Source organism: Streptomyces sp. NPDC046379 (assembly GCF_055587785.1).
In genome coordinates, this window is record NZ_JBVJFP010000017.1 from 83,889 (window position 1) to 105,693 (window position 21,805).

Genomic DNA, 21,805 nt, shown 5'->3' on the forward strand with positions numbered 1-21,805 from the left:
GGTCGCCGGGCCGTCCGCTGGCCGACGGCGTGCGGACGGAGATGGAGGCCCGCCTGGGCGCCGACTTCAGCAGCGTGCGGCTCCACGACGGCCCCGCTGCGGCCCGCTCGGCGGCCGAGATGAGCGCCCGCGCCTACACCTCCGGCGAGCACGTCGTGATCGGCCACGACGGCGGCGACAAGCACACCTGGCACACGAGTTGACCCATGTCATCCAGCAGCGGTCGGGCCCGGTGTCCGGCACCGACCACGGGGACGGACTGTCGGTCAGCGACCCCGGCGACCGGTTCGAGCGCGCCGCCGAGGCGAACGCCGTCCGGGCGCTGAGCGGGCCCGTGCCCGAAGCCGCCGTCCAACGGCCGCCGCCCACTCCCCGTCCGCAGCGCCGGAGCTGCCGGTGCAGCGGGCGTTCACCGGCGCTCCGTACGTCACATACGGCGGGGTGAACGGCAACGGCGTCGGGATCTGCCGGGCATGCGGGACCAGCTGCTGGCGATCATCGGCGGCCGGGAGGGGCGCGTGGTGACGTTCTCCGCGTTGGCGGACGCGACCAGCGTGCCTTCCGTTGGCCGGGCCAACATCGTCCGGCTGCTCTGGCACCGCGAACATGGCGTTGATCTGGGCAGCCCCTTGCGCGACAGCTCGCTGATCCGGGGGGGGGGCGTGATGGCGGCGCGGGCGTTTTTGCAGATCGCACCGGGCAGGCGGGTCGCGCTCAACGGCGTCGAGTGGACGGTTGGGGATGTCCACGGCCAGATCGGACGGCTCGTGCCCGTGGATGGCGGCGGTCACGCTGAGACCCGCTCCTTCCGCTGGCTCATCAACCACGCCGACCTGCGACTCCTTCCGGCTGCCGAAGTGCCTGGGCGGCCGGCGCCGGTCTCACGGCAGCCGAGGACGCTGGCCGACCTGACTGCTCGTCGAGACTCCCGAGCCTGCCGCACACCCCGAACTGCAGCAGACCGAGTACTCGCTGAGGACGTCCCAGCTCAGCGTTGTCGAGAACAACAGCGGTGGCTACAACGCTGTCGATGCTGACGGCAATTGGGTGTTCCGTGCGCCGAGGGCGCAGATGTGGAATTCGGCGGGCTCCAGCGTCACCCCACCGATGGTGGAGAAGTCATCCCTGAGCGCTGCCGCCTCGTCGGAGCCTGGTGAGGGGGCCGACGACGGCGACCCCGGCGTCGAACCGATGGCCGGTGACATGGTGAAGCCGATGGACGTCACGGTTGACGACTCTTTGCTCACGGTCACGCCCGACCCGGGTCTGCTGGCGGACACCGAGGCGCAGCACTTCCCGCTCCATATCGATCCCCTGGTGACCTGGGGGGAGGCGGAGCGGACCCTGCTGCGCTCGGACGGCCATGAGTCCTACGGGTGGGGCAACGGAGACGACAACCTGGGCAAAGTCTCGGCAAGTGCGGCACCTGGGGTGGCTACTACTGCGGACCGGGTTACACGCAGCGCCTGTTCGATGTGAGCTGTTCGTGGGGGGCGAGCGAGCAGCGGGAGCGTCGTGACGTTAGGTGTACTGAGAGGGCGTGCATCGCAAACGGTCCAGGTTGGCGTAGAGGGCGCGCACGAGGCGGGCACGATTTTGTACACAGCGCCTCGTGCCCTCCGGCTTCAGGGACAACCGACCGTCCGCCTCGCGCAGGACCACGTCGGCGAGCAACCGGGGCTCGCTGCCTCTCGGCCACTGGCCGACGCGGCGCTCGACGCCGGCCATGACCGCGCGAGCGTGACCGGTCAACTGGAGGGCGATCTGCTCATAGTCGCGCGGTGTCAGTGGGTCGGAACCCGCCCACGTGAGGACGGTTTCGACGAGCCTCTCGTATGGTTCACGGTCAAGCGGAAGGTGCGCTTCGATCAGACCGTCAGGGTCGTGCAGAACCGTGTGTGTGCTGGTGTGCGCACAGAGCCTGGCAGGGCAGGCTCGACCGGGCGGTTGGTCGGCGGTGGTCTGCGGGTATTCCGTGTCGTCGTCGGCCATGTCGTTCCAGCCGGTGGTCTGCTCGGCAAGGAACCAAGCGAAGGTGTGGGCCGCTCGGGCGAGCAGGGCCGGGGAAGGATTGCAGCGGGCGCAGGAGACGGGTCTGCAGCCTTGAGAGGCCGGGACGGCGGTATCCGTGGGTAAGCGCATGCGTCCTTCCCAATACATCGTTCCGTCACGGGGATGTTACAGAGCGTCAGGGATGATCGGTAGGGGGCGCCCCCGGCCCGGATCGCAGTGTCAGCGGTCCGACGGCTGCGCCGACTCCGCGGTCTGACGGGCAACTCCTTCGGTGGTCCCGGACAGGCGGACACCAGACGTATGTCCACTTTGGGTGATTACTCTGGATTCTGTGAACTCGCATCCGACTCATCCGGGCAGCGGCGACCGGACGCCGCCGTCTTTCGGGGTGCGACCGGAGATTCTGGCCTCCTGGCAACGCTCACAGTCGCTCGGCATTGACCGTGACCGGGCTGCCCTGCCGATCGACGACAACCTGGATTTCGACGCGCGACTGATGAGGGCGGCCGCTCCGGTGCTGGACCGCTTGTACGAGCAATTCTCCGGCGTGCCGGTGACCGTGGCGCTGGCCGACTCGCAGGCGCGCATCGTGCATCGGTGGGGTGGCCCGGCAGGGTTGAAGCTGATGGACGCGGCCTCTCTGGTGCCGGGTGCCAATGTCGATGAGCGGTTCATGGGGACCAGCAGTGTCAGCATGGCGCTCAGCACCAGGGCGCCGTTCGTGGTCGTCGGCCATGAACACTTCCTGCACGACCTCAAAGAGCTGACCTGCATGGCCGCGCCGGTGCGCGACCCGGTGGGCGGCACTGTGCGGGGCGCGGTCAACCTCTCCGTGCCCCGGGCGCTGGCCGACCCCACCATGGCACTGATCCTGCAGGACGCCACCGAACGCATCGGGGTGCGCCTGCTGGAGCTGAGCTCGGCCCGCGAGCGCGAGCTGGTGGACTCCTTCCAGCGGGCACGGGAGCGCGGCAGGCATGCCGAGCTGGACCTCAGCTCGGGGGCGCTGTCCGCACTCGTGGGACCGCCGCCCTCGCTGGCCTCGCAAGAGCGGCTGATACTGCTGGAGCGCTCCATCGAGCTGATCTCCTCGACCGAGGAGACCTTCCTTGAGGTACCTCTCGCGGGTAGCCGTGTCGCCATGCTGCGCCGCCGGGAGCTGCATCACGGCGACGCGGAGGGCGCAGCCGTCGAGGTCAGCTTCGAGGACATCCGCGACAAAGGAGCACCAAGTCCAGCCATCGCGAGAGCCTTCAATGGTCATCGTGCGCAGCTCATGAGCTCTCCCAGCGCGGCGGAGGCGACTGCACCCAAGGCAGCAGGGGATCCGCACACGGTGACACCGGCCGACGCCTGGCTGCTGATGGTGGGCGAACCGGGCGTCGGACGCCTCGCAGCCGAGGCGCGTGGGCGGCTGTCTCTGCTGAACGAGGCAGGCAACCGGCTCGGCACCACCCTGGACATGCGGCGCACCGCCGAGGAACTCGCGGAGATCGCCGTGCCCCGCTTCGCCGACCTGGTCGTCGTCGATCTGGTGGACAGTGTTTGGACGGGCGAAGGTGCACCGCCCGGACAGTCGAGTTCCGACGCGGCGCTGCGCCGGGCGGCCGCCCGGGCCGACGGCATGGTTCCCGACGCCTGGACCGGCGGTGTGAACGAGCCGGTGCACTACCCCGCCGGCACCCCGCAGGCCCGTTGTCTGGAGACTGGGCAGCCGGTCACGGACTCGGTGTGGGCCACCGTCCCGGCCGAGTCCTCGGCGGGCCGAGCACAGCCCGTCGACCTGCTCGGCGAGGGCATGCACTCCTACCTGGGTGCTCCGCTGTCCGCGCACGGCTCCATTCTGGGCCTGGCGGGGTTCTACCGCCGTGGCAGGACGAAGCCGTACGAGCAGGACGACCTGACCCTTGCGGAGGAACTGGCGGCCCGGGCCGCGATCAGCGTGGAGAACGCCCGTCACTACCGCAGGGAACATCACGCCTCCCTCACCCTGCAGCGCAGCCTGCTGCCGCAGGTCCTGCCCCAAGTCAGCGCCGTCGACCTCGCCTCCCGCTATCTGCCCGCCGACGCCGGGGCAGGGGTGGGCGGGGACTGGTTCGACGTCATCCCGCTGTCCGGGATGCGCGTGGCGCTGGTCGTCGGGGACGTGCCAGGAAACGGTCTGCAGGCCGCAGCGACCATGGGCCGGCTGCGCACGGCAGTGCGAACGCTGTCCGGGCTGGACCTGCTGCCCGAGGAAGTGCTGGCGCACTTGGACGACCTGGTCAGTCGCGCCACCGGCGAAACGGCCGACGAACCGGACCCTGCCACCGGGACGACCTGCCTCTACGCGGTGTACGACCCGGCCTCCCGCAGGTGCACCGCTGCGCGGGCCGGCCACCCGCCCCCCGCTGTGGTGACGCAGGGCGGCACGGCACGGCTGATCGACCTGCCGGCCGGACCACCGCTCGGGCTCGGCGGCATCCAGCCGTACGAGTCCTCCAGCGTCGACCTGCCGAGGGGCAGCCTGCTGCTGATGTACACCGACGGCCTGCTCAAAGAAGGCCGCGGCTACGGCGACACCGACGCCCGCACCGAGGAGCTTCTGGCCTCGCTGGTCGGTGCCGGTCCGCAGCTGCAAGACGTCTGCGACCGGGTGACGGACACCATGCTGCCCAACGGCGCCCACGACGACGTGGCCCTTCTGCTGGCTCGTGTGCATGCACTGCCGGAGGACCAGGTGGCGTGCTGGGAGCTGCCGGCCGAACCCTCGGCAGTGGCCCGCGCCAGAGCCCTGACCAGGGCCCAGCTCGCCGCTTGGAACCTGCCCGAGCTGGACTTCAACACCGGGCTGGTGGTCAGTGAACTGGTGACCAATGCCGTGCGGTACGGCGGCCCGGGGCCGGTGGGCCTGCGGCTGCTGCGCGACGACTCACTGATCTGCGAAGTCTCCGACCGCAGCAACTCCTCTCCCCGTATCCGGCGGGCGGCCACGACCGAAGAGGGCGGACGCGGCCTGTTCCTCGTGGCACAGTTCACCCGCAGCTGGGGAGCCCGCTACATGCCGCGGGGCAAAACGGTATGGGCCGAACTGAATCCGCACGCGCAGCAGCCTGCCCCGGAGGCGGACGAACAGGCGCTTTTCGCCCTCTTCGACGACCGCGGCGCCGACGGTTGAGACGTGCGCAGCCGCGTTGGTGCCCACCCGCCTGGCCCAGGCGACGCCCTGTGCCGGAACGTGCCGGAACCAGCGCACGACAAGCCCGATACCCGACGACAAGGGCGCGGCCACACAGTGGTTGCCGCGTGGCCGGAAGGCCGCTGCCCTGATCTGGCGGCTTCCAGGACAGCGGCAGCGATGGTGTGGACCCCGGCCGGACGGGGGAGTCTGGCCAGGGCCGCGGCCGCCACTGGGGCGGCGGGCTGCGGCCTGTGTGCCCTGCGCGTGCCTGATGCCGCGTCAATCAGTACCGGCGCACAAAGCACGGTCCACAAGCCCCCGTACGGCCCGCTCGGCGGCGAGCAGCCGCTCGTCGCTGGTGCCGTTGGCGACGACGATGACCGCGCGGTGCCCGTCTGCGGTGAAGCCGGTGCGCACCGTAAATCCCTCCAGGTCCCCTCCATGGCCCCAGGTGTCGCCGTCGCACGTCAGCGGCTGCCGCATCAGTCCCAAGCCGTACTGCAGGCCTGGGAACCCCAGTTGGAAGTTCTCGCTGACCGGCACGGTCCTGCGCATCTCCGCGAGCTGGGCAGGACGCAGCAGGTGCCCGCCGAGCAGGGCGGTGAAGAAGCGGTCCACGTCGCGTTCGGTGCCGATGAGGGCAGCTGCTGCGTCCATCCTGGAGATGTTCCTGACCGTGGTGTCCGTCCAGGTGTCCGCGCCGGGAAACAAGTGGTAAGTGTGGGCGTGCGGTGGCTTCAGGTACGGGTCGTCGCCAGGGGCATAGGTGCCGGTGAGGCCGAGCGGGCGGATGATGCGGTCGCGCACCTCCTCGGCCCAGGGCCGCCCGGTGGCCTTTTCGATGATCATGCCGGCGAGCACGTATCCGGTGTTCGAGTAGTTCCATTCGGGCTCGGGCCCATGGTCTGGTGCGGGCAGGAAGTCAGGCTGGTGACGCAACGCGCCGGCGACCAGTTGTTCGGCATCCCAGTGCTCGAATCTCGTCCGCTCGAAATCGGCTGCCGTGTTCCCGGAGTCCTCCTCGGGGCCGTAGTTGTGAATGCCGCTGGTGTGCTGCAGCAGATGCCTGACGGTGATGAGACTGCCGTCGTTGCCGTTGCCGCGAACCAGGCCCGGCAGCCACCGCTCGACGGTGTCGTCCAAAGACACACGTCCCTCGGCGACGAGTTGCAACACCACAGTGGCCACGAACGTCTTGGTGACACTGCCCATTCTGAACTCCGCCCCGCGCGGCACAGGGCGGCCGGTGTGCAGCTCGGCCTCGCCCGCCCGGGCCCGTACCGTGCGAGTGCCGTCGCGCACCATCACCGTAACGCCGACGAACCCGCCCTCGGCGAGGACGCGGGCCGCCTCGCGTTGGAGCTGCCGGGAGGTGAGCCGGCCGTCCGCGGAAGCCGAGAACGCCGGGTGGGAGCCGGCCGCAGTACCAGGCGCGAGTGCCGTGGACGCGACCGCGGCAGCGAGCAGAGCGACGCTGACAAGGCGGGCTCGAAAAGCCTTCTTCGTTGACTTCATGCCCCCACACTCTGCCCAAGCGGATCGGCTGCGCCCATGGCGGCAGCCTCCGGAACAGAGGTGGGGATACCTCCAAGACCCGAGCGGCTCTGCCGATGGTGACCGAACTGCAGAATGCGGATGAGGCGAGCCATCAGCCGGACTCGGCAAGCGCATCCCCGCGTTTGGCACGGACGCGTGCCGGGTTTTGGACGGACCGCCCCGGCGCTGCGCTCACCCGGAAGATCCGGGCACCGGCCGCGCGACGCATCCGGGATGCGGCCGGCGGGCGGTTGTACACGGCTGGTCGGCCGAGGCTTCGCGAAACGACCGCGCCCGCAGTCCAGTCGGTCACCGTCCCTGCGGACGGCCCGCGTCTTCGAGACGCCGGCGCGGACGGTCCCCTCCGCGGCTGCGCAGGCTGACGTCCGCCTCGCTGAGCACCCGGTGGACGAACCCGTAGGACCGTCCGTGCGCCTCGGCGATGGCCCGTATGGAAAGGCCCTCCTCGTACTGCTTCTTCATCTCCCGCGCGATCTTCTCGCGGGCCGTGCCGGTGATCTGCTTGCCCTTGTCCATTGCTCGTCTCCTCCAGTGATCCGAACCGTCCGAGCACCGTCTACCCGCGTTGGGGGACGAGCCACGTCCAATCGGTGGCAGCGGTGGCAGCGGTGGCGGGAGAAGTCGGTCCCCGGCTGTCACCGACCCGGTCACACCGGGTGAGCGTGCCGTCGAGTAGGACGTCCTCGGGACCGGTAGCCCGCAGGACCCGCGTGTCGGCTGGTCTTCGCCGCCCCGTCCGCATCTGTCGCTAGCGTGACCGGGACAGCGGCCGGGCTTCCCCGGCGTGAAGGAATAGCGGCGAGGGGTGCGAACGACATGACGTTCACGCGCTGGGAGGACCGGTCCGTCATCGTGACCGGGGGCACGCGGGGGATCGGACTCGGTATCGCCGAACTCTTCGCACGGCAGGGTGCCGCCGTGCTGCTCACAGGCCGCAACGAGGAGAGGGCCCGCGAAGTGGCGAGCGACATGGCTGAGGTCACCGGCGGGCAGGTCGTGGGCATGGGCGTGGACGTACGGCAGCCCGGACAGATCGAGAGGATGGCAGCCGAGGCCGAGCGGCAGTTCGGCGGAATCGATGTGCTGTGCGCCAACGCGGGGATTTTCCCGCAACGTTCGCTGCGCGAGCTGACCGCCGACGACGTGGACGAGGTCTTGGAGGTCAATCTCCGGGGCTCCATCCTGTCAGTGCGGGCCTGTCTGCCCGCGATGCAGCGGGCCGGCCGCGGCCGGATCGTGTTGACCTCCTCGATCACCGGCCCGACGACTGGCTACGCCGGGTGGTCCCACTACGGGGCCAGCAAGGCAGGACAGCTAGGTTTCCTGCGTGGCGCGGCTTTGGAGCTGGCACCGTACGGCATCACGGTCAATGCCGTCCTGCCCGGGAACGTGCGCACCGAAGGGCTGACCGGCCTCGGGCCGGAGTACCTGCGCCGGATGACCGACTCCATCCCGCTGGGACGGCTCGGTGAGACGCTCGACATCGCGCACGCCGTGCTCTTTCTCGCCTCCGACGAGGCTTCCTTCGTCACTGGCCAGTCCCTCACCGTCGACGGTGGCCAGACCCTCCCTGAATCCCTGGATGCCTTCACCGTCCCCGCCAACCCCTGACCTGGACCGCCCGGCCTTCGGGCCCTCCATCGCCAGCGGGAACGCATGCCCCCGGATGCGCCCCAAAGGTCCGCAAACGTGCCCGCACAGCATGGACCCAGCCTGCTGCCTCAGCCGGTGTCGAAAGCGTTCGGTGGCCGGGGGAGGGGCAGGCGGTGATCCCCTTGGCCGCTTGTCGGTCGGCACAGCGTGGATCGCTGGTCTTGGCGGAACCAGTCGGATGGGTGCCCCCGCACGAGGTACGGCGGACGCGTGCCCGACGAGCGTCAGGGCACGGCGAGGGCCTGGCGAGCGAGGGCGACCACTGGTGGACCTGACTGGTGGACGGTCGCTTGCAGTCGGCGTCTCGCAGCGACCCGAGGCGCTGCACGGGCCTCCTCGGCGTGTGACAGGCCCTGAAGGGGCACTGAGGCTGCCGCCCGGGGGCTTGTTGCACCGCGGGTGCCGCGATGATGACGCACTGAGCGATAAGCCGCTCCGCCCCGGGGCAGCGCGCGGGAGCCGATGGTGAGGGTGCCGCGGGTCGTGCGAGGGTCTGGCCAAAGGGGGAGGGCAGTCCTACCGGCGTGCTCGCGGCGGATGGCCCGTCTCGAGCGTCTGTGCCGTCACGCTGCCCCGCAGCCTCACATGCCGGTGGAACGGGTCGGTCCCTGATGGCGGTCGCGATCGCGGTTCTTGCGCCACGGGATGAGGCCGAGCAGGCCGAGCAGGCCGAGCAGGCCCCACAAGCCCATGTCGTCGTCGTCCTCGTTCTGATTCTCCTGGGCTTGGACAGTTGCCGTGGTAAGTGGCGGCGTTTGCACAGAAGCGTTCTGGCTCATAGCCGTTCCTGCCGGTGCGAGGGCGAGCACAAGGGCGATGAGTGCTGTGCCGACGAGTTTGCGCATGGTTTCTCCTTGTGTGGGAGCTGTTTGTTCCAGCAGTCGCTGTGTCGCCTTGATCCTGTAAGGAAATTAATGCACATTTCGCCCGTATATGCATGAAAGGTCTCCGACGGTGGGGTGGCAGGGGACGACTGCGTCCAGGCCGACGGGTCGCAGGACGGATTCCTGGGCGGCGGTGATGCGCGGCCATCCGCCCGCGTTGCCCGTCCGCCGGTGGGGGGCGACGAGGATGCCGATGCCGCTGGAGTCCATGAAGGTGACGTATCGGAGGGTCGCCACGATCCGGGTGCCGGGGTCGCGTCCGGCCCGCGGGGCCTGGCTGAACCGCCCGGTGCCATCGTGGTCGATCTCGCCCCGTACGGTCACGACGCGGACGCCGCTGGGGGGCTCGACGGGGGGCCGGCCGTCTCCCCTCTCGGCATGTCGCTCGCGGTCTCCTCGACTGCGCCGGGACGTGCTCAGGCGGGGCAGGCGCACGGAGTTCTGCCCGCGGGTCCAGGCGGATGCGCTCACCCGTACGGCCGCGCACGAGACCCCGGCGCATGACGGAGGGCAAAGCGGGATACCCGGCCTCGCATGAAAGCGGACGAAGGCGGCGATACCAGTGGAAAGCCAGGCTGTCGGTGACGGCTGCAACGGGCCGGACGAGTACCTGATACGGGCCGACTACGCCCTGGACGGGCGCGAAGGCTGCATCGCCCAGGCCCGCCGCCACGCCGCCGCCCTCCTCGACAGGGCCGGCGACGAGCATCGCCTGCCTATGTGCGCCCGGGTGAAGGACCTGACGCTGCTGGTGGTGAGCGAACTGGTCACCAACGCGTGCAAGTACGCTCCCGGCCCGGTCCTGATGGAACTGCGCGTCAACGCCCGTGTCGTGGACGTTGCGGTGTGGGACGCCGATCCCGTGCTTCCCACCGCCCAGCTGGCCGACCCCGGCCGGATCGGCCAGCACGGCCTGGAGATCGTCGCAGCGGCCACCGAGACCCTGCTTATGGAGCAAAAGCCCGACGGCAAACGCATCACGGCCCGCCTCGCCCTGTCCGCCGCACCCGCCGGCAGCCCCCTGACGTGACTCCCGCCAATCCGCGCCACGCGCAGCCGGGACTGCGCAGCACGAACGGTCGACCGCTGCCCAGCAGCCGCGCAACGCCGGCCACGCACCCGGGACCACCCCTCGTCTTTGCCCACCGGCCCGCTGGGCAGTGCCCAGCGGGCCGGTGGGTGCACTGCACGGCCAGGAGGACCGTGGCGTCCGGCTCACACCGTGGTCCCCATCTCCAGGTGCCGGTGTGTCCCCGACTGCGCAACGGTCTGCCCATGGTCAAGGCTGACCCGCACGGTCGGGGCATAGTGACCGCGGCCGCGCTTTCGCGTGCCCGGGGCTCTGTTCCTATGCGGGCAGCGCCAGGATGTCAGTAGCGGCTGTTCATCGCGGCACGCACCTCGGAGAGGGTGCTGTCGGATCGTGTGAGCGCCGGGTGTCCCGTCCGCGTATGCAGCCGCATTCACCTCCTACCAGTGGCCCAGCGCTCGCACGACGGCGTCGGGCAGCGGGCGTCCGGCCATCTCGCGGTCCACCGCGTCCGCACGTTCCTGACGGTGCGGCCCGTCCTGCCCGTCCTGTTCGGTCACGAACCGCTCCCTGCCCGATGTGCCGCCGAGTCGGGGGAGGCAGCGGCGGAATCCTTCGGTTCGGGCTGCTCTGGTACGCCCCGCCCGGCACGAGTTCGGCGGCTGCCTGCTCCAGTTCCTGCCGGCGAAGCTCGCCGCCTTCGTTACAAGGGACAAGTACCGAGGCCATGAGGCCACGTTCGAGATCCACCGCCTGTCTGCCCCTTCCTGAACGCGTACGCGCACTCGCCGACCTGGCCGGCACCGCGGTGAAGGAGAGCGATCAGGGGCTCGCATCGGCCGTCTACAACCAGGCCGCGCTCATCGCCTCCTGCCTCGGTCTCCCCGACCTCGCCCGCGAGCTGCGCCACCAGCATGCCGCCGCCTGCCTTCAGGCCTGCCCCTGATGCTGATGGCTTTCAGCCTCTCGCGGGAATGGGCCCGTGCCCCGTAATCCACGGCGCTCCCCGGTCACCGGCCCCGCGGCGAAAGCTTCGCCCCACGCAACTGCTCGCGCACCCGGTCAGGCCAGGCTGTCGGATCAGCGCCATGTTGGCACAGGAAGGCGAACATCAGCCGTTCGAGGCCGAAGCCGACGCAGCCGCTGTGGGCGGTGGCGCCGTCGGCTTCGCGGATGTCGAAGCGCTCGGTGAAGAACGTGTCGTGGAAGTTGAAGGAGGCGGCCGCGATGGTTCGGTCGGGACCGGTTTTGAGCCTCAGTTCGTACTTGAGCTCCAGGAGGCGCTGGGACACGGTTTTCGCGATCCCGTCCTCGGCGGAGAAGAACGGGTCGTTGGCCACCTCGGCGTGGCCTTCGAGGCCAAGGTCGGTGATGAGCTCGAAGGCCAGGTCCATGAAGCGGCGGCGGGATGCGGTCACGAAGTCGCGGGATCCCATGAAGACGATCTCGCGGATCGTGAAGTCCCACAGGCGTTCCAGCGTCGTCGCGTAGCGCGATTCGAAGCGGAAGGACTTCCCTTTGGCGGTCACGACCCGGTGTCGCGAGCCGGGGAGCCGTGTCCCCTCGTGCTGGCTGAAGGTGTGGAAGCACATGGTGGGCGGGAGGCAGTAGTCGACGTTGTCGCAGTCGGCCAGGATGTCGGCCGACACCTGACGGCGTGCGGCGTAGGACTCACGGAACGCTCCGTAGGTGCGTGAGTCGCTGTGCAGCCTCGTGACGAACATCAGGAACTGTGGGAAGGACGCGAAGTAGTCGCACTTCTCGAGGACGCGGGTGGGCATCAGGGTCGGATACCGGAATTCCACGGCGCCGAACTCCTCGACGACGAGGTCCCGGATCAGGTCGTCCAGGCAGTCCATGAGGGCGAGCAGGTTGCCGCCGATGCCGACTTGGCCCTCACCGAGCGAGCACGCCTCTCCGGCGACGACGAGGTCGTCGAAGACCTCGGGCCGCGCCGGGCGCCGAACGCCCGACTCCCAGATGACCTTCCTCCGGAGCACCCCGTGCGGCAGGACCTCGGATTCGAAGACCGCGGCCGCACGCGCCGCGAGCTCTTCCACGTCGACCGCGGTGTCGGTCCTCACTTCGATCGACGTGATCAGCCCGTCCCGCTCCACCAGCGAGAAGTCGGAGATCCGCGAGTCCACGAAGTAGACCCGGCGCGCGATCTCCGGTGCGAGCGCCGCCGGTAATGGCGTCGGCAGGATCAGGTTCGCCTCAGGCATGGCGTACGGCACCGGTTTTCGCCAGCACCAGATCCGCGATCGCCGAGATCGACCGGAAGCGGTCGATGTCCAGGTCTTCGGGCGTCACCGTCACCTGGAACTCCCCCTCGATGAACACGACGAGCTGCATGGCGAAGAGCGAATTGACGATGCCGGCCGCGAAGATGTCCTCCTCGTCGGCCAGGACGTGCTCGCCCATGTGGGGGGCGAGGAAGGCGCGGATGCGGTCGACGACGTCGTTGCGCGACATATGAGCCTCCTTGCGGGACGGATCGGGCGTCTCAGTGTGCGTACTCATAGAACCCTCGGCCGCTTTTCACGCCGAGCAGCCCGGCATGGACCATCTTCTGAAGCAGCGGAGCCGGTCGGTACTTGGGATCCCGGTAACTCTCGTAGAGCACCGTCAGGGAATTGAGAATGGTGTCCAGGCCAATCAGATCGCCGGTCTCCAACGGCCCCATCTTGTGGCCGAAGCAGCCCTTGAAGATCCGGTCCACGTCCTTCGCCGAGGCGACCTGATCCTGGACGCAGAACACGGCCTCGTTCACGGTCAGCATCAGGACCCGGTTGGTGACGAAGCCCGGCAGGTCGGCCACCACCACGCCCTCCTTGCCGATCCGGCCGAGCAGTTCCAGGCCCGCGGCCATGGTCTGTTCGGAGGTGTGGAATCCCTTGACCACCTCCACCATGGGCATCAGCGGGACCGGATTCATGAAGTGCATCCCCAGCACCCGGTCCGGACGCCCGGTCACGCCGGCGACCCTGGTGATCGAGACCGCCGAGGTGTTGACCGCGAACAGGACGTCCGGCTTGCAGATCTGGTCGAGGCGGAGGTAGACGTCGTGCTTGACGTTCCAGTCCTCGGTGACGTTCTCAACTACGAAGTCCGCGCGCTCCAGCAGCTCCAGGCGGGTGTCGAACGTGATGCGGTCGAGCACGGCGGCCGGGTCGGCGACCACCTCGCGCTTGGTGTACAACCGCTGGAGGCGCTGGAGTTCGGCGATCGTCTTGCGAGCGTCGGCCAGCTGCGCTTCCGAGATGTCCGTCAGCACGACATCGAAGCCGTGCTCGGCGAAGGTGTGCGCGACGCCGCGCCCGATGGTCCCGGCGCCGACGACGCCGATCGTCCGGATGTTCATGTGGTTCTGCTCGCCCCCTGTCATGGTGTCGGACTCCTTTCTTCACGCGGCATCACAGGCCCGCCCCGGTCGCGGCGGCGCCCAGGATGGACTGGAGGAGCTGGCTGGTGCCCTCGATGATCTCCATGACCTTCGCGTCCCGCAGATAGCGCTGGACCGGCACCTCGCTCCCGATGCCGACGGCGCCGTGGATCTGCACGGCGTCCGCGGCCGCCCTCATCGCCGCCGTGGACGCGAAGTACTTCGCCACCAGGGTCTGGTTGATGGCTTCGGGATCGCGGGCCGCGCGCGCCAGGCCGGCGCGGTGGCAGAGCAGCCGGGCCGCTGTGCTGTTGACGTGCATGTCCGTGAGCATCGCCTGGATGAGCTGGTGGTCCCGGATCGGCCCGCCGCCCTGCGAGCGTCGGGTGGCGTAGGCCGCGGAATCCTCGGCGCAGGCGCGCGCCAGACCGACCGAGCCCCAGGCGGTGCTGTACCGCCCCACGTCCAAGGCGGACGACGCGACGAAGGTCAGGCCGGTCCCCGGCCGGCCGACCAGGTTCGCGGCCGGGATCCGGCAGTCGGTGAACGTCAGCTCCGCCAGCAGTGAGCCGCGCAGTCCCAGCAGGTCGACGATCGGGCTGATGTCCAGGCCCGGGGCGTCACGCTCCACCAGGAACGCGGTGTGCTTCCCGTCGTACTGCGCGAACACCAGGAACACGTCGGCGATCGCGCCGAAGCTGATCCATTTCTTGCGGCCGCGCAGCACGATCTCGTTCCCGGCCTGCTCCGCCGTGGTCGCGATGCTCTTGGCATCGCTGCCGATCCCGGGCTCGGTGAGCGCGAACGCCGCTGTCTTCTCGCCGGCGGCTATCGGTCCGAGCCAGCGGTCACGCTGGGCGTCGGTGCCCCACCGCCACACGGAGTGCGCCACCATGTCCGACACGGCGACGAAGTTGCGGACGTTCTGGCAGGCCCAGCCGATCTCTTCGGTGAGCAGTCCGTACTCCAGCGGATCCAGGGCCGGGTCGCCTCCAGGTCCCGGGACCATCGCGGACAGCAGTCCCTCGGCCGCCAACGCCTTGACGACGTCGCGGGACACCGCCTGCCGGGCGTCCGCCTCCGCCGCCCGCGGTCGGATCGCGTCGGCGGCGAACGCGTGAAACCTCTTGCGCTCCGCCGATTGTTCGGCGGTGAGCAGATTCCTCATCGAATCGGACTCCTGCCATCCCGGGTTATTTCGTTCTCTGATGTGGTGACATGACGACACGATTCGCGACTGTTCATGCGTGCCCCCGGCACAGGTCGGCGAGATGATCGAGGAAGGAGTCGACGAGGTCGTGCGCGACGCCGGCGGACAGGACCGACGTGTGGTACTGGAACATGCCCCGGATCCCGGCCTGGCCGTAGTGCACGATGAGCGCCGCGTCGAACTTGGGCTGCGGCAGCCGGATCACGTACTCCGCGCAGTGCAGGCCCGGCAGGTCCAGCGGGGTCTGTGAGTCCATGCTCAGATACAGCTGCGGGAACTGGCGCGGCCTCGGCCGCACATCCTGGAGCAGTCGGTTGGCCACCGCCGAGAACGGGATGTCCTGGTCCGTGACCGCGCCCACGAGGCGTTTGGCGGTCGCCATGAGCGCGGCGGCGTCGGCGCCTTCGGTGTCGGCCGCTCCCTCACCGCGCATCAGGACGGTGTTCAGCAGACAGGACACCACGCGCTCCTCGTCCTCGGCGGTGTGCCCGGCGACCACGCACCCCATCAGGAACTCGCGCAGGCCCAGCACTTCCCCGACGGCGCGCTGATAGGCGGTGGCCAGCACCGCCGGTTCGGTCACCCGGGCCGCGCGCGCCGCCGCGCGCAGGCCGGGCAGCCGGCCGCGCCGGTCGGAGATGACGACGACCTCGGCCCGCCCGGCGCCGTCGACCCGGGCGCCCAGCGGCACCGGGTCGAGACCGGCGTAGCGCTCGGCCAGGGTGGCGGCCCGGCCGTCGACCTCGGGGTCGGCGGCGTGCGCGAGATGGCGGCGGTGCACCTCGGCCAGGCTCACGCCCGGCTCCCGGGGTCCGCGGGCCGGATCGGCGAAGTGCGCGGCGACGTCGCCGAGCAGGACGCGCAAGGAAAACCCGTCCATCACCAGGTGGTGCCAGACGAAGAGCAGCAGGCGCCGCTCGGGGCTCACGGTGATCAGCACGCAGCGCAACAGCGGTCCGTCGGGCACCTGGACCCCGGTCTCGATCTGCTGCTCGACGAGGGCGGCGAGAGCGACCGGGTCCGGCGGACTGTCGCTGAGGACGTGCTCGACCCTGATGGTGTGCCGGCCCGGCAACAGCGCCGGGACGCCGCCGGCGACGGCCAGCGCCGCGCCGGTGCCCGGATGGTCGGCCAGCGCGCGCTCCACGGCCCGGCCGAGGTCGGCGCTGTGCACCGGTCCCCGGATCTCGTAGCCGATGTGCTCCCGGTACAGCGTGGCGTCGCCGGTGATCTGCTGCTGGGTCCAGATCGCCTGCTGTATCGGCGTCAGCGGCACACCGTCCTCGGGCCCGCCGGGCCGCACCGCGCCGGACGGATCGGCGACCAGCGCGACCAGGGCGTCGTGGTGGTGCCCCCACAAGCGGGTCAGCGCGGCCTGGTCCCAGACGCCGGCGTCGCCGGTCAGGTCCAACCGCAGCTCGCGGGAGGCCGCGTCGGCGATCACGTCGACCAGCAGCGGTTGGCTGGACTTGTCCCACATGCGGGAATCGCCAACCCGCAGGCCGGTGTCGGCGAGCCGGTTGCGGACATGGAAATGAACGTAGTTGAGGACGGTGTCGAACAGCGGCCGCCCGGCCATCTGACGCAATGCGGGATACGGATAGCGCCGGTGCGGGAGCATCGCCGTCTCGGCCTCGAAGAGCCTGCGGGCCAGCACAGCCCAGCTCGGCGCGTCCAGGTCCGCGTCCATCGGCATGACGTTGAGGAACAGGCCCATCAGCCGATCGCTGTCGGCGGTCTCCGGACGGCCGTTGAGCACGATCCCGGTCACCGGCCGCGCAGTGTCCCGATGCCGACCGAGCGCCGCCAGGTGGGCGGCCAGCACCAGGGACTTCACCGGAAGACGGAGCTTCGCCGCAGCCTCTTCGAGCCGGGCGCGCAGGCCGGCGGGCAGATCCGCGCCGACCCGGACCCGCTCGACGCTGCGCGAGTGCGGCTGTGCCGGCGACGGGGAGTCCGACCCTATCCGCGCCAAGCGCCCGCGCCAGAACTCGCGGCTGTCCTTTGACTCCAGGACTGCGGCCTGAAGCCGGGCGAACTCGGCATGCCGTCCGCCGTCCGCCCACGCGGGTCGCTGTGGCTGCGGTGCGCCGTCGCGGGCGCGGGCATAGGCGGTGAGCAGGTCGACCAGGAAGACGGACTCGCTCCAGCCGTCGATGATCGCGTGGTGGAAGCCGTAGACGAGCCAGAAGGACACGTCGTCGACCGCGGCCGCGTACACCCGCATCATCGGTCCGTCCTCGACGTCGAAGGGCCGGCCCGCCTCGGCGGCCAGCTCCTCCAACGCCACGCTGAGCGTCGCACCGTCGCGCTCTCGCCAGTCCAGCACGGTCAGCGGCAGCCGCGGTTCGCGTTCGACGAGCTGGCGCGGACCGGCCGGGTCGGCCAGATCCAGGCGGGTGCGCAGCGTCGGATGCGCGGCGGCCACGTGGTGGAGCGCGGTCCGCAGGGCCTCCGGGTCCAGAGCGGTCTCGACGCGGTACCCGGCCACGTCGTGGTAGAGCGACTGGTCCGGGCTGCCGGCGGCCTCATAGACCAGGCCGAGCTGCAGGAGTGTCGCGGGATAGCCGCGCTCGACGTCGGCGGGCAGGTCGACGGACGACTCGACGGCCGACGCGGCATCGGGCGGGGCGGCGGCGAGGCCGTCGGAGGCCATGTCCTCGTGCCCGCGGTCGATGATCCTTTCATCGGAGGCGCTGCCGGTCGCCGGGCCCGTGCCGGCACCGCCCGAGCCCGGACACAGATCCCTGACAGTCGGCGTGGCGAACATGTCGGTCAGCGAGATCTCCAGACCGCGGACCTCGGCGTCCGCGATCGCCCGGATCGCCAGGATGGAATCGCCGCCCAGGCCGAAGAAGTCGTCGTCCAGCCCGACCTCGGGCACGTCCAGGACCTCGGCCCAGATCTCGGCGAGCAGCCGCTGATCCGTCGTCGGTCCGGAGGCGGGCGCGACGGAAGCGGCGGCCGGCCCCGGCTTGGCGCCTGGGGCCAGGGCGGTACGGTCGATCTTCCCTGAAGGGCTCAGCGGCAACGCGTCCGTCAGCGCGACCTTGGCTGGGATCTGGTGCGCGGGCAGGAGGTCTGCCAGCAGCGTCCTGATCCGCTCCACCGTCAGCCCGCTTCCGGCTCGCGGCACGGCGAACGCCGACAGGCGCTTGGCGCCGTCCGCGTCGGAGACCACCACGACCGCGGCGTCGGTGACGTCGGCCAGAGACAGCAGCGCGTGCTCGGTCTCCCGCGGCTCGACCCGGAAGCCGCGGATCTTGACCTGATCGTCCTGGCGGCCGAGGAACTCGACGGTCCCGTCGGGCGACAGGCGGCCCAGGTCACCAGAGCGGTACATGCGGGCGCCCGGCGGGGCCGGCTCGGGCTCGGGCAGGAAGTTGCGCGCGGTCTGGCCGGGCCGGCCCAGGTAGCCGCGGGACACCCCGTCGCCGGCGATCCAGATGGCGCCGATCTCGCCGGGCTCGACCGGGTGCAGCCTGTCGTCCAGCAGGTGGATCCGGACGTTCCGCAGCGGGGTGCCGATCGGGACCGAGCCGCCCTCGGCGGGCGCGGTACGGACCTGGTGGGTCAGTGCGAACGTGGTCGTCTCGGTGGGGCCGTACCCGTTGACCAGCCTCGGTCCCCCGGTCCGGGCCGCGTACGCCAGGAACCGGGCCCCGCACGCCGGAGACAGCACGTCGCCGCCGACGACCAGCTCCGCCAGGCCGTCGAAGACGTCCGTCCGGCCGCGGACCAGCTCGTGGAACAGTGCCGGAGTCAGGAACAGGGTGCTGACGCCGAACTCCTTGACCGTCGCGGCGAGCTCGTCGACGGCCTGATAGCCCGGAGCGGCGACCACGAGCCGGGCGCCGTGCAGCAGCGCACCCCAGATCTCGAACGTCGAGGCGTCGAAGGCCGCCGGCGACATCTGCAGCACGGTCTTGTCCGGGCCGAAAGCGACGTAGTCCTGGTCCAGCACCAGGTTCAGCACGCCCCGTTGGGTGACGACGACGCCCTTGGGCCGTCCCGTCGAACCCGAGGTGTACATGACGTATGCGGCCGACAGCGGGCCGGCAGTGCCGGTCGCGAAGGCCGGTGTCGCCGACGCCGCGACCCGCGGCGGATCGTCGACCGCGGCCGTGGCCGGCCCGGCCGGCGCCGGGTCGCGCCGGAACCCGTCGGAGGTGAGGACGAGTGACGCACCGCTGTCCGCGAGCAGAAGGCGGACACGTTCGGGCGGGTACTCCGGCGAGACCGGCACGTACGTCCCGCCGGCCTTCAGCACCGCCAGCATCGCGACGATCAGGTCGATCGAGCGCGGAAGGTGCAGCGCGACCCGGGTCTCCGGCGCCAGGCCGCGGTCGAAGGACGCCGCCAGCGCCTCGGCCCGCCGCTGCAGCTCGATGTACGTGACGGCCTCGGCGCGGTCCTGGAGCGCGACGCGGTCGCCGTGCGCGGTGACGACCGCGTCGAAGCGGGCGGTGATAGTCGTCGGGCGGACCGGGATGTCTGGGATGTCCATGGGCAACCTCCGCAAGGCTCGATGGCGACAGCGCGCTCAGCCGGCCCGGCCGGCGGCGGATCGCAGGGCGTCGACGCTGGGCGTCAGGCGGACCGGCAGTGCGGAATACCCGGCAACGAAGGCGGAGTACACCGGCTGCGGCGGACCATCGGGCGTGATCCGAGCGACGGCATGGCGCATGCCCTCCAGCACCGCCGTCACCTCGATCCGGGCCAGGTGCGCGCCCAGACAGAAGTGCGGCCCGAACCCGAACGTCAGGTGCCGGTTGGGGCGGCGCGCCGGATCGAAGCGCCCGGGGTCGGCGAACTCGCGCTCGTCCCGGTTCGCCGACCGTGGCCATAGGGTGACGATGTCTCCGGGCCGGATTCGCCGGCCGTGCAGGTCGATCTCGGCGACCGCGGTGCGCGCCAGGTGGACCACCGGCGTGGCCCAGCGCAGCACCTCCTCGACCGTGGACCCGATCTCGACCTCGCCGTCCCGCAGCCCTTCCCACAGCGCCGGGTCGGCCGCCAGCGCGGCGACCCCGCCGACGATCGACAGCCGGGTCGTCACGTCGCCGCCGAGGATGAGGCTGTAGCAGTTGAGGACGAGTTCGTCGCGGGTCAGCGGGACGCCGTCCAGCGATCCCTCGGCCAGCACCCGCAGCATGGCGCGCGGCCGGTTGCGGGCCAGCCGCGAGAAGTACAGGAGGATCTCGGCCTGCGCCAGCCGCGACGCGTCCTGCACCGGTGTGGCCAGGTCCGAGCCGAGTGCCGCGGTGGTCCTTTCGCCCACGTACTCACGGTCCGTCTCCGGGACCCCGAGCAGGTCGCAGATCGCCGCCAGCGGGATCTTCGCGGCGATGTCCGCCGCCACGTCACAGTGTCCGTCCAAGGCGGCCCGGATCCACAGGTCACGGGCGACCCGACGGATCCGCTGGGCGAGCGACTCCAGCGCGGCCGGCATGAACCCGGACTTCATCAGACCGCGCAGCGCGGTGTGGCGCGGCGGATCGCTGACCACGAGCATGCGGTCGCCGCCGGGATCGCCGCCGTCCAGCAGGGTCTCCAACATGTTGCCGCGCGCCGAGGACAGCCGGGTCGTGTCCCGGGCCAGGGCCGCGACGTCGGCGTGCCGGCCGGCCACCCAGAAGCCCCGCCCGCCGGCGGCGGGCGGCTCGTGCCAGGCCAGCGGACAGTCCCGGCGCAGCTCGGCGAAGTAGGGGTCGAGCTCGCCGGTGACGAAGGCCCTCGGCCGGGTGAGGTCGAGCCCGACGCCGGTTCCGGGTTCCGCGGCGGATGCGACAGCCTCTGGCGAACCGGGCCCGCCGGTCGCGACGACCCGGTCTGCGTCGGCCGTCTCTCCCGCCGCGGCGGACCCGCCCGCCCCGTGTGCGATGGTCATACCGTCCCCGTGGTTCCTGTCTGCGCAGCCGCGATCGCCTCCCGGACGGACCGCGGCCGGATGTCCGGCCAGTGCTCCTCGACCCAGCGCTCGCAGGCGTCGACGCTGCCGGCGAACCCCGCCTCCCGCCAGCCGGCCGGTGCGGGGAATTCCTCGGGGACGATCGCGTGCTGCTCCTCATCGTTGATCAGGACCCGCATCCGCTGATCTTCGGTCGGTGTGTCAGTCATCGTTCAGCTCCGATCGTCGAGCCGGCAGGCCGGCGAGGATCCCGCGCAGGCCCACCGGGCCCCGCTGTTGGAGGAAGTGGCCGCCGGGCAGGGAGACGGCCTGGAAGGCGCCTGTGGTCCAGGTGGCCCACGCCGCCGATTGGGCCGCGCTGACCTGCCGGTCGCCGATGCCGTGCACCGCCAGCACCGGACAGCGGACGCGGTGCGGCCTGGCGTGCGCGATGTGGTCGTCACCGATCGCGAGATCCGCTCGCACGATCGGCAGCAGAGCCTCGCGCAGCGCCGGATGCTCGAACACCTCCAGGTCGGCGCCGCCGAGCTCATGGAGACGGGCAAGCAGGTCATCGTCCGACTGCTGGTGCCACCGGGTGCGGCCGAGCCGGCCGGCGGCCGCATCCGGCGGACCGCCGGCGTCGCCCAGCGCCCGTACCGACACCACGACCAGCGCCCGAGGTGTGATTCCGGCTGTCTCCAGGGCCGCGGTGAACGCCTGGGCCACGTAGCCCCCCAGGCTCTGTCCCAACACCAGCGGCGGTCGTCCGTCGTCCATGGCGAGGAAGTCGGCGAACGCGGCGGCGGCCAGGTCGGCCACCGAGGCGGCGAACGGCTCCCGCGAGCGAGATCCCCGGCCCGGGTACTGCATGACCAGCGGCCGCCACTCGGGTTCGAGTTCTACGATCCACTCCCGCATCGAGTGCGCCGCGCCGCCGGCGAAGGGGAACAGCAGCACGCGAGGCTGGTCCGGCGCGGTCACGTCGTCAGGACTCCACCAGTTCGCGGTGATCATCGCCAT

General features: G+C 70.7%; 18 protein-coding genes and 3 pseudogenes. 7 read left to right on the plus strand and 14 right to left on the minus strand.

Annotation, left to right across the window (positions count from 1 at the left end):
* Positions 1 to 41: 41 nt before the first annotated feature.
* From ACZ6KF_RS26965 to ACZ6KF_RS26975, 3 genes and pseudogenes are all read left to right on the plus strand, one after another.
* A pseudogene (locus ACZ6KF_RS26965) lies at positions 42 to 445 on the plus strand (eCIS core domain-containing protein).
* A gap of 28 nt (positions 446 to 473) precedes the next feature.
* On the plus strand, positions 474 to 1,037 hold the full coding sequence (locus tag ACZ6KF_RS26970; RefSeq protein WP_469240724.1) for a hypothetical protein: 564 nt from the start codon (positions 474 to 476) through the stop codon (positions 1,035 to 1,037).
* Between the two features lie 70 nt (positions 1,038 to 1,107).
* Positions 1,108 to 1,479, plus strand: a complete 372-nt coding sequence (locus ACZ6KF_RS26975; protein ID WP_469240725.1) for a hypothetical protein — start codon at positions 1,108 to 1,110, stop codon at positions 1,477 to 1,479.
* Between the two features lie 42 nt (positions 1,480 to 1,521).
* Here the strand turns inward: ACZ6KF_RS26975 and ACZ6KF_RS26980 are convergent, their stop codons facing one another.
* A complete protein-coding gene (locus tag ACZ6KF_RS26980; protein ID WP_469240727.1) occupies positions 1,522 to 1,992 on the minus strand; it encodes a DUF6415 family natural product biosynthesis protein in 471 nt (156 codons plus the stop codon).
* Positions 1,993 to 2,686: 694 nt separating this feature from the next.
* Here ACZ6KF_RS26980 and ACZ6KF_RS26985 point away from each other — a divergent pair.
* Positions 2,687 to 5,170, plus strand: coding sequence for a SpoIIE family protein phosphatase (locus tag ACZ6KF_RS26985; protein WP_469240729.1), 2,484 nt, complete (start codon positions 2,687 to 2,689; stop codon positions 5,168 to 5,170).
* 282 nt (positions 5,171 to 5,452) lie between these two features.
* Here the strand turns inward: ACZ6KF_RS26985 and ACZ6KF_RS26990 are convergent, their stop codons facing one another.
* The 3 genes and pseudogenes from ACZ6KF_RS26990 to ACZ6KF_RS27000 all read right to left on the minus strand — a co-directional run.
* Positions 5,453 to 6,844, minus strand: coding sequence for a serine hydrolase domain-containing protein (locus ACZ6KF_RS26990; RefSeq protein ID WP_469240732.1), 1,392 nt, complete (start codon positions 6,842 to 6,844; stop codon positions 5,453 to 5,455).
* A 174-nt stretch (positions 6,845 to 7,018) separates the two neighbouring features.
* The gene (locus ACZ6KF_RS26995; protein WP_469160324.1) at positions 7,019 to 7,246 is read right to left on the minus strand and encodes a helix-turn-helix domain-containing protein; all 228 of its coding nucleotides are present in this window, start codon (positions 7,244 to 7,246) and stop codon (positions 7,019 to 7,021) included.
* 100 nt (positions 7,247 to 7,346) lie between these two features.
* Positions 7,347 to 7,457, minus strand: a pseudogene (locus tag ACZ6KF_RS27000) (IS5/IS1182 family transposase); the annotation flags it as partial.
* 89 nt (positions 7,458 to 7,546) lie between these two features.
* On the opposite strand from ACZ6KF_RS27000, the gene fabG reads away from it, so the two are divergent.
* Positions 7,547 to 8,341, plus strand: coding sequence for a 3-oxoacyl-ACP reductase FabG (gene fabG / locus ACZ6KF_RS27005; RefSeq protein WP_469160325.1), 795 nt, complete (start codon positions 7,547 to 7,549; stop codon positions 8,339 to 8,341).
* A gap of 623 nt (positions 8,342 to 8,964) precedes the next feature.
* Here fabG and ACZ6KF_RS27010 read toward each other — a convergent pair.
* Both ACZ6KF_RS27010 and ACZ6KF_RS27015 read right to left on the minus strand, forming a co-directional pair.
* Entirely contained in the window at positions 8,965 to 9,228 is a 264-nt protein-coding gene (locus tag ACZ6KF_RS27010; RefSeq protein ID WP_469240733.1) for a WGxxGxxG family protein, read from the minus strand.
* A 66-nt stretch (positions 9,229 to 9,294) separates the two neighbouring features.
* Entirely contained in the window at positions 9,295 to 9,738 is a 444-nt protein-coding gene (locus ACZ6KF_RS27015) for an STAS domain-containing protein (RefSeq protein WP_469240735.1), read from the minus strand.
* Between the two features lie 91 nt (positions 9,739 to 9,829).
* Between ACZ6KF_RS27015 and ACZ6KF_RS27020 the strand changes: the two genes are divergently transcribed.
* Positions 9,830 to 10,297 (plus strand): ATP-binding protein, encoded by a 468-nt coding sequence (locus ACZ6KF_RS27020; RefSeq protein WP_469240737.1) that lies wholly within the window; start codon positions 9,830 to 9,832, stop codon positions 10,295 to 10,297.
* Between the two features lie 727 nt (positions 10,298 to 11,024).
* A pseudogene (locus ACZ6KF_RS27025) lies at positions 11,025 to 11,240 on the plus strand (hypothetical protein); the annotation flags it as partial.
* Between the two features lie 67 nt (positions 11,241 to 11,307).
* Here the strand turns inward: ACZ6KF_RS27025 and ACZ6KF_RS27030 are convergent.
* From ACZ6KF_RS27030 to ACZ6KF_RS27065, 8 genes are all read right to left on the minus strand, one after another.
* Positions 11,308 to 12,522: a class-II aminoacyl-tRNA synthetase family protein gene (locus tag ACZ6KF_RS27030; protein ID WP_469240739.1), complete on the minus strand. Its 1,215-nt coding sequence runs from the start codon at positions 12,520 to 12,522 to the stop codon at positions 11,308 to 11,310.
* A complete protein-coding gene (locus ACZ6KF_RS27035; RefSeq protein WP_356634877.1) occupies positions 12,515 to 12,772 on the minus strand; it encodes an acyl carrier protein in 258 nt (85 codons plus the stop codon). The genes ACZ6KF_RS27030 and ACZ6KF_RS27035 overlap by 8 nt, the downstream gene beginning before the upstream one ends.
* A 31-nt stretch (positions 12,773 to 12,803) precedes the next feature.
* On the minus strand, positions 12,804 to 13,685 hold the full coding sequence (locus ACZ6KF_RS27040; protein WP_469240741.1) for a 3-hydroxyacyl-CoA dehydrogenase family protein: 882 nt from the start codon (positions 13,683 to 13,685) through the stop codon (positions 12,804 to 12,806).
* Positions 13,686 to 13,713: 28 nt separating this feature from the next.
* Positions 13,714 to 14,850, minus strand: coding sequence for an acyl-CoA dehydrogenase family protein (locus ACZ6KF_RS27045; RefSeq protein WP_356634873.1), 1,137 nt, complete (start codon positions 14,848 to 14,850; stop codon positions 13,714 to 13,716).
* Between the two features lie 73 nt (positions 14,851 to 14,923).
* Entirely contained in the window at positions 14,924 to 19,399 is a 4,476-nt protein-coding gene (locus ACZ6KF_RS27050) for an amino acid adenylation domain-containing protein (RefSeq protein WP_469240743.1), read from the minus strand.
* A 36-nt stretch (positions 19,400 to 19,435) separates the two neighbouring features.
* Positions 19,436 to 20,782: a cytochrome P450 gene (locus ACZ6KF_RS27055; protein WP_469240745.1), complete on the minus strand. Its 1,347-nt coding sequence runs from the start codon at positions 20,780 to 20,782 to the stop codon at positions 19,436 to 19,438.
* A complete protein-coding gene (locus ACZ6KF_RS27060) occupies positions 20,779 to 21,012 on the minus strand; it encodes an MbtH family protein (RefSeq protein ID WP_356634867.1) in 234 nt (77 codons plus the stop codon). Before ACZ6KF_RS27060 ends, ACZ6KF_RS27055 begins: the two co-directional genes overlap by 4 nt.
* The gene (locus tag ACZ6KF_RS27065; RefSeq protein WP_469240747.1) at positions 21,005 to 21,805 is read right to left on the minus strand and encodes a thioesterase II family protein; all 801 of its coding nucleotides are present in this window, start codon (positions 21,803 to 21,805) and stop codon (positions 21,005 to 21,007) included. The genes ACZ6KF_RS27060 and ACZ6KF_RS27065 overlap by 8 nt, the downstream gene beginning before the upstream one ends.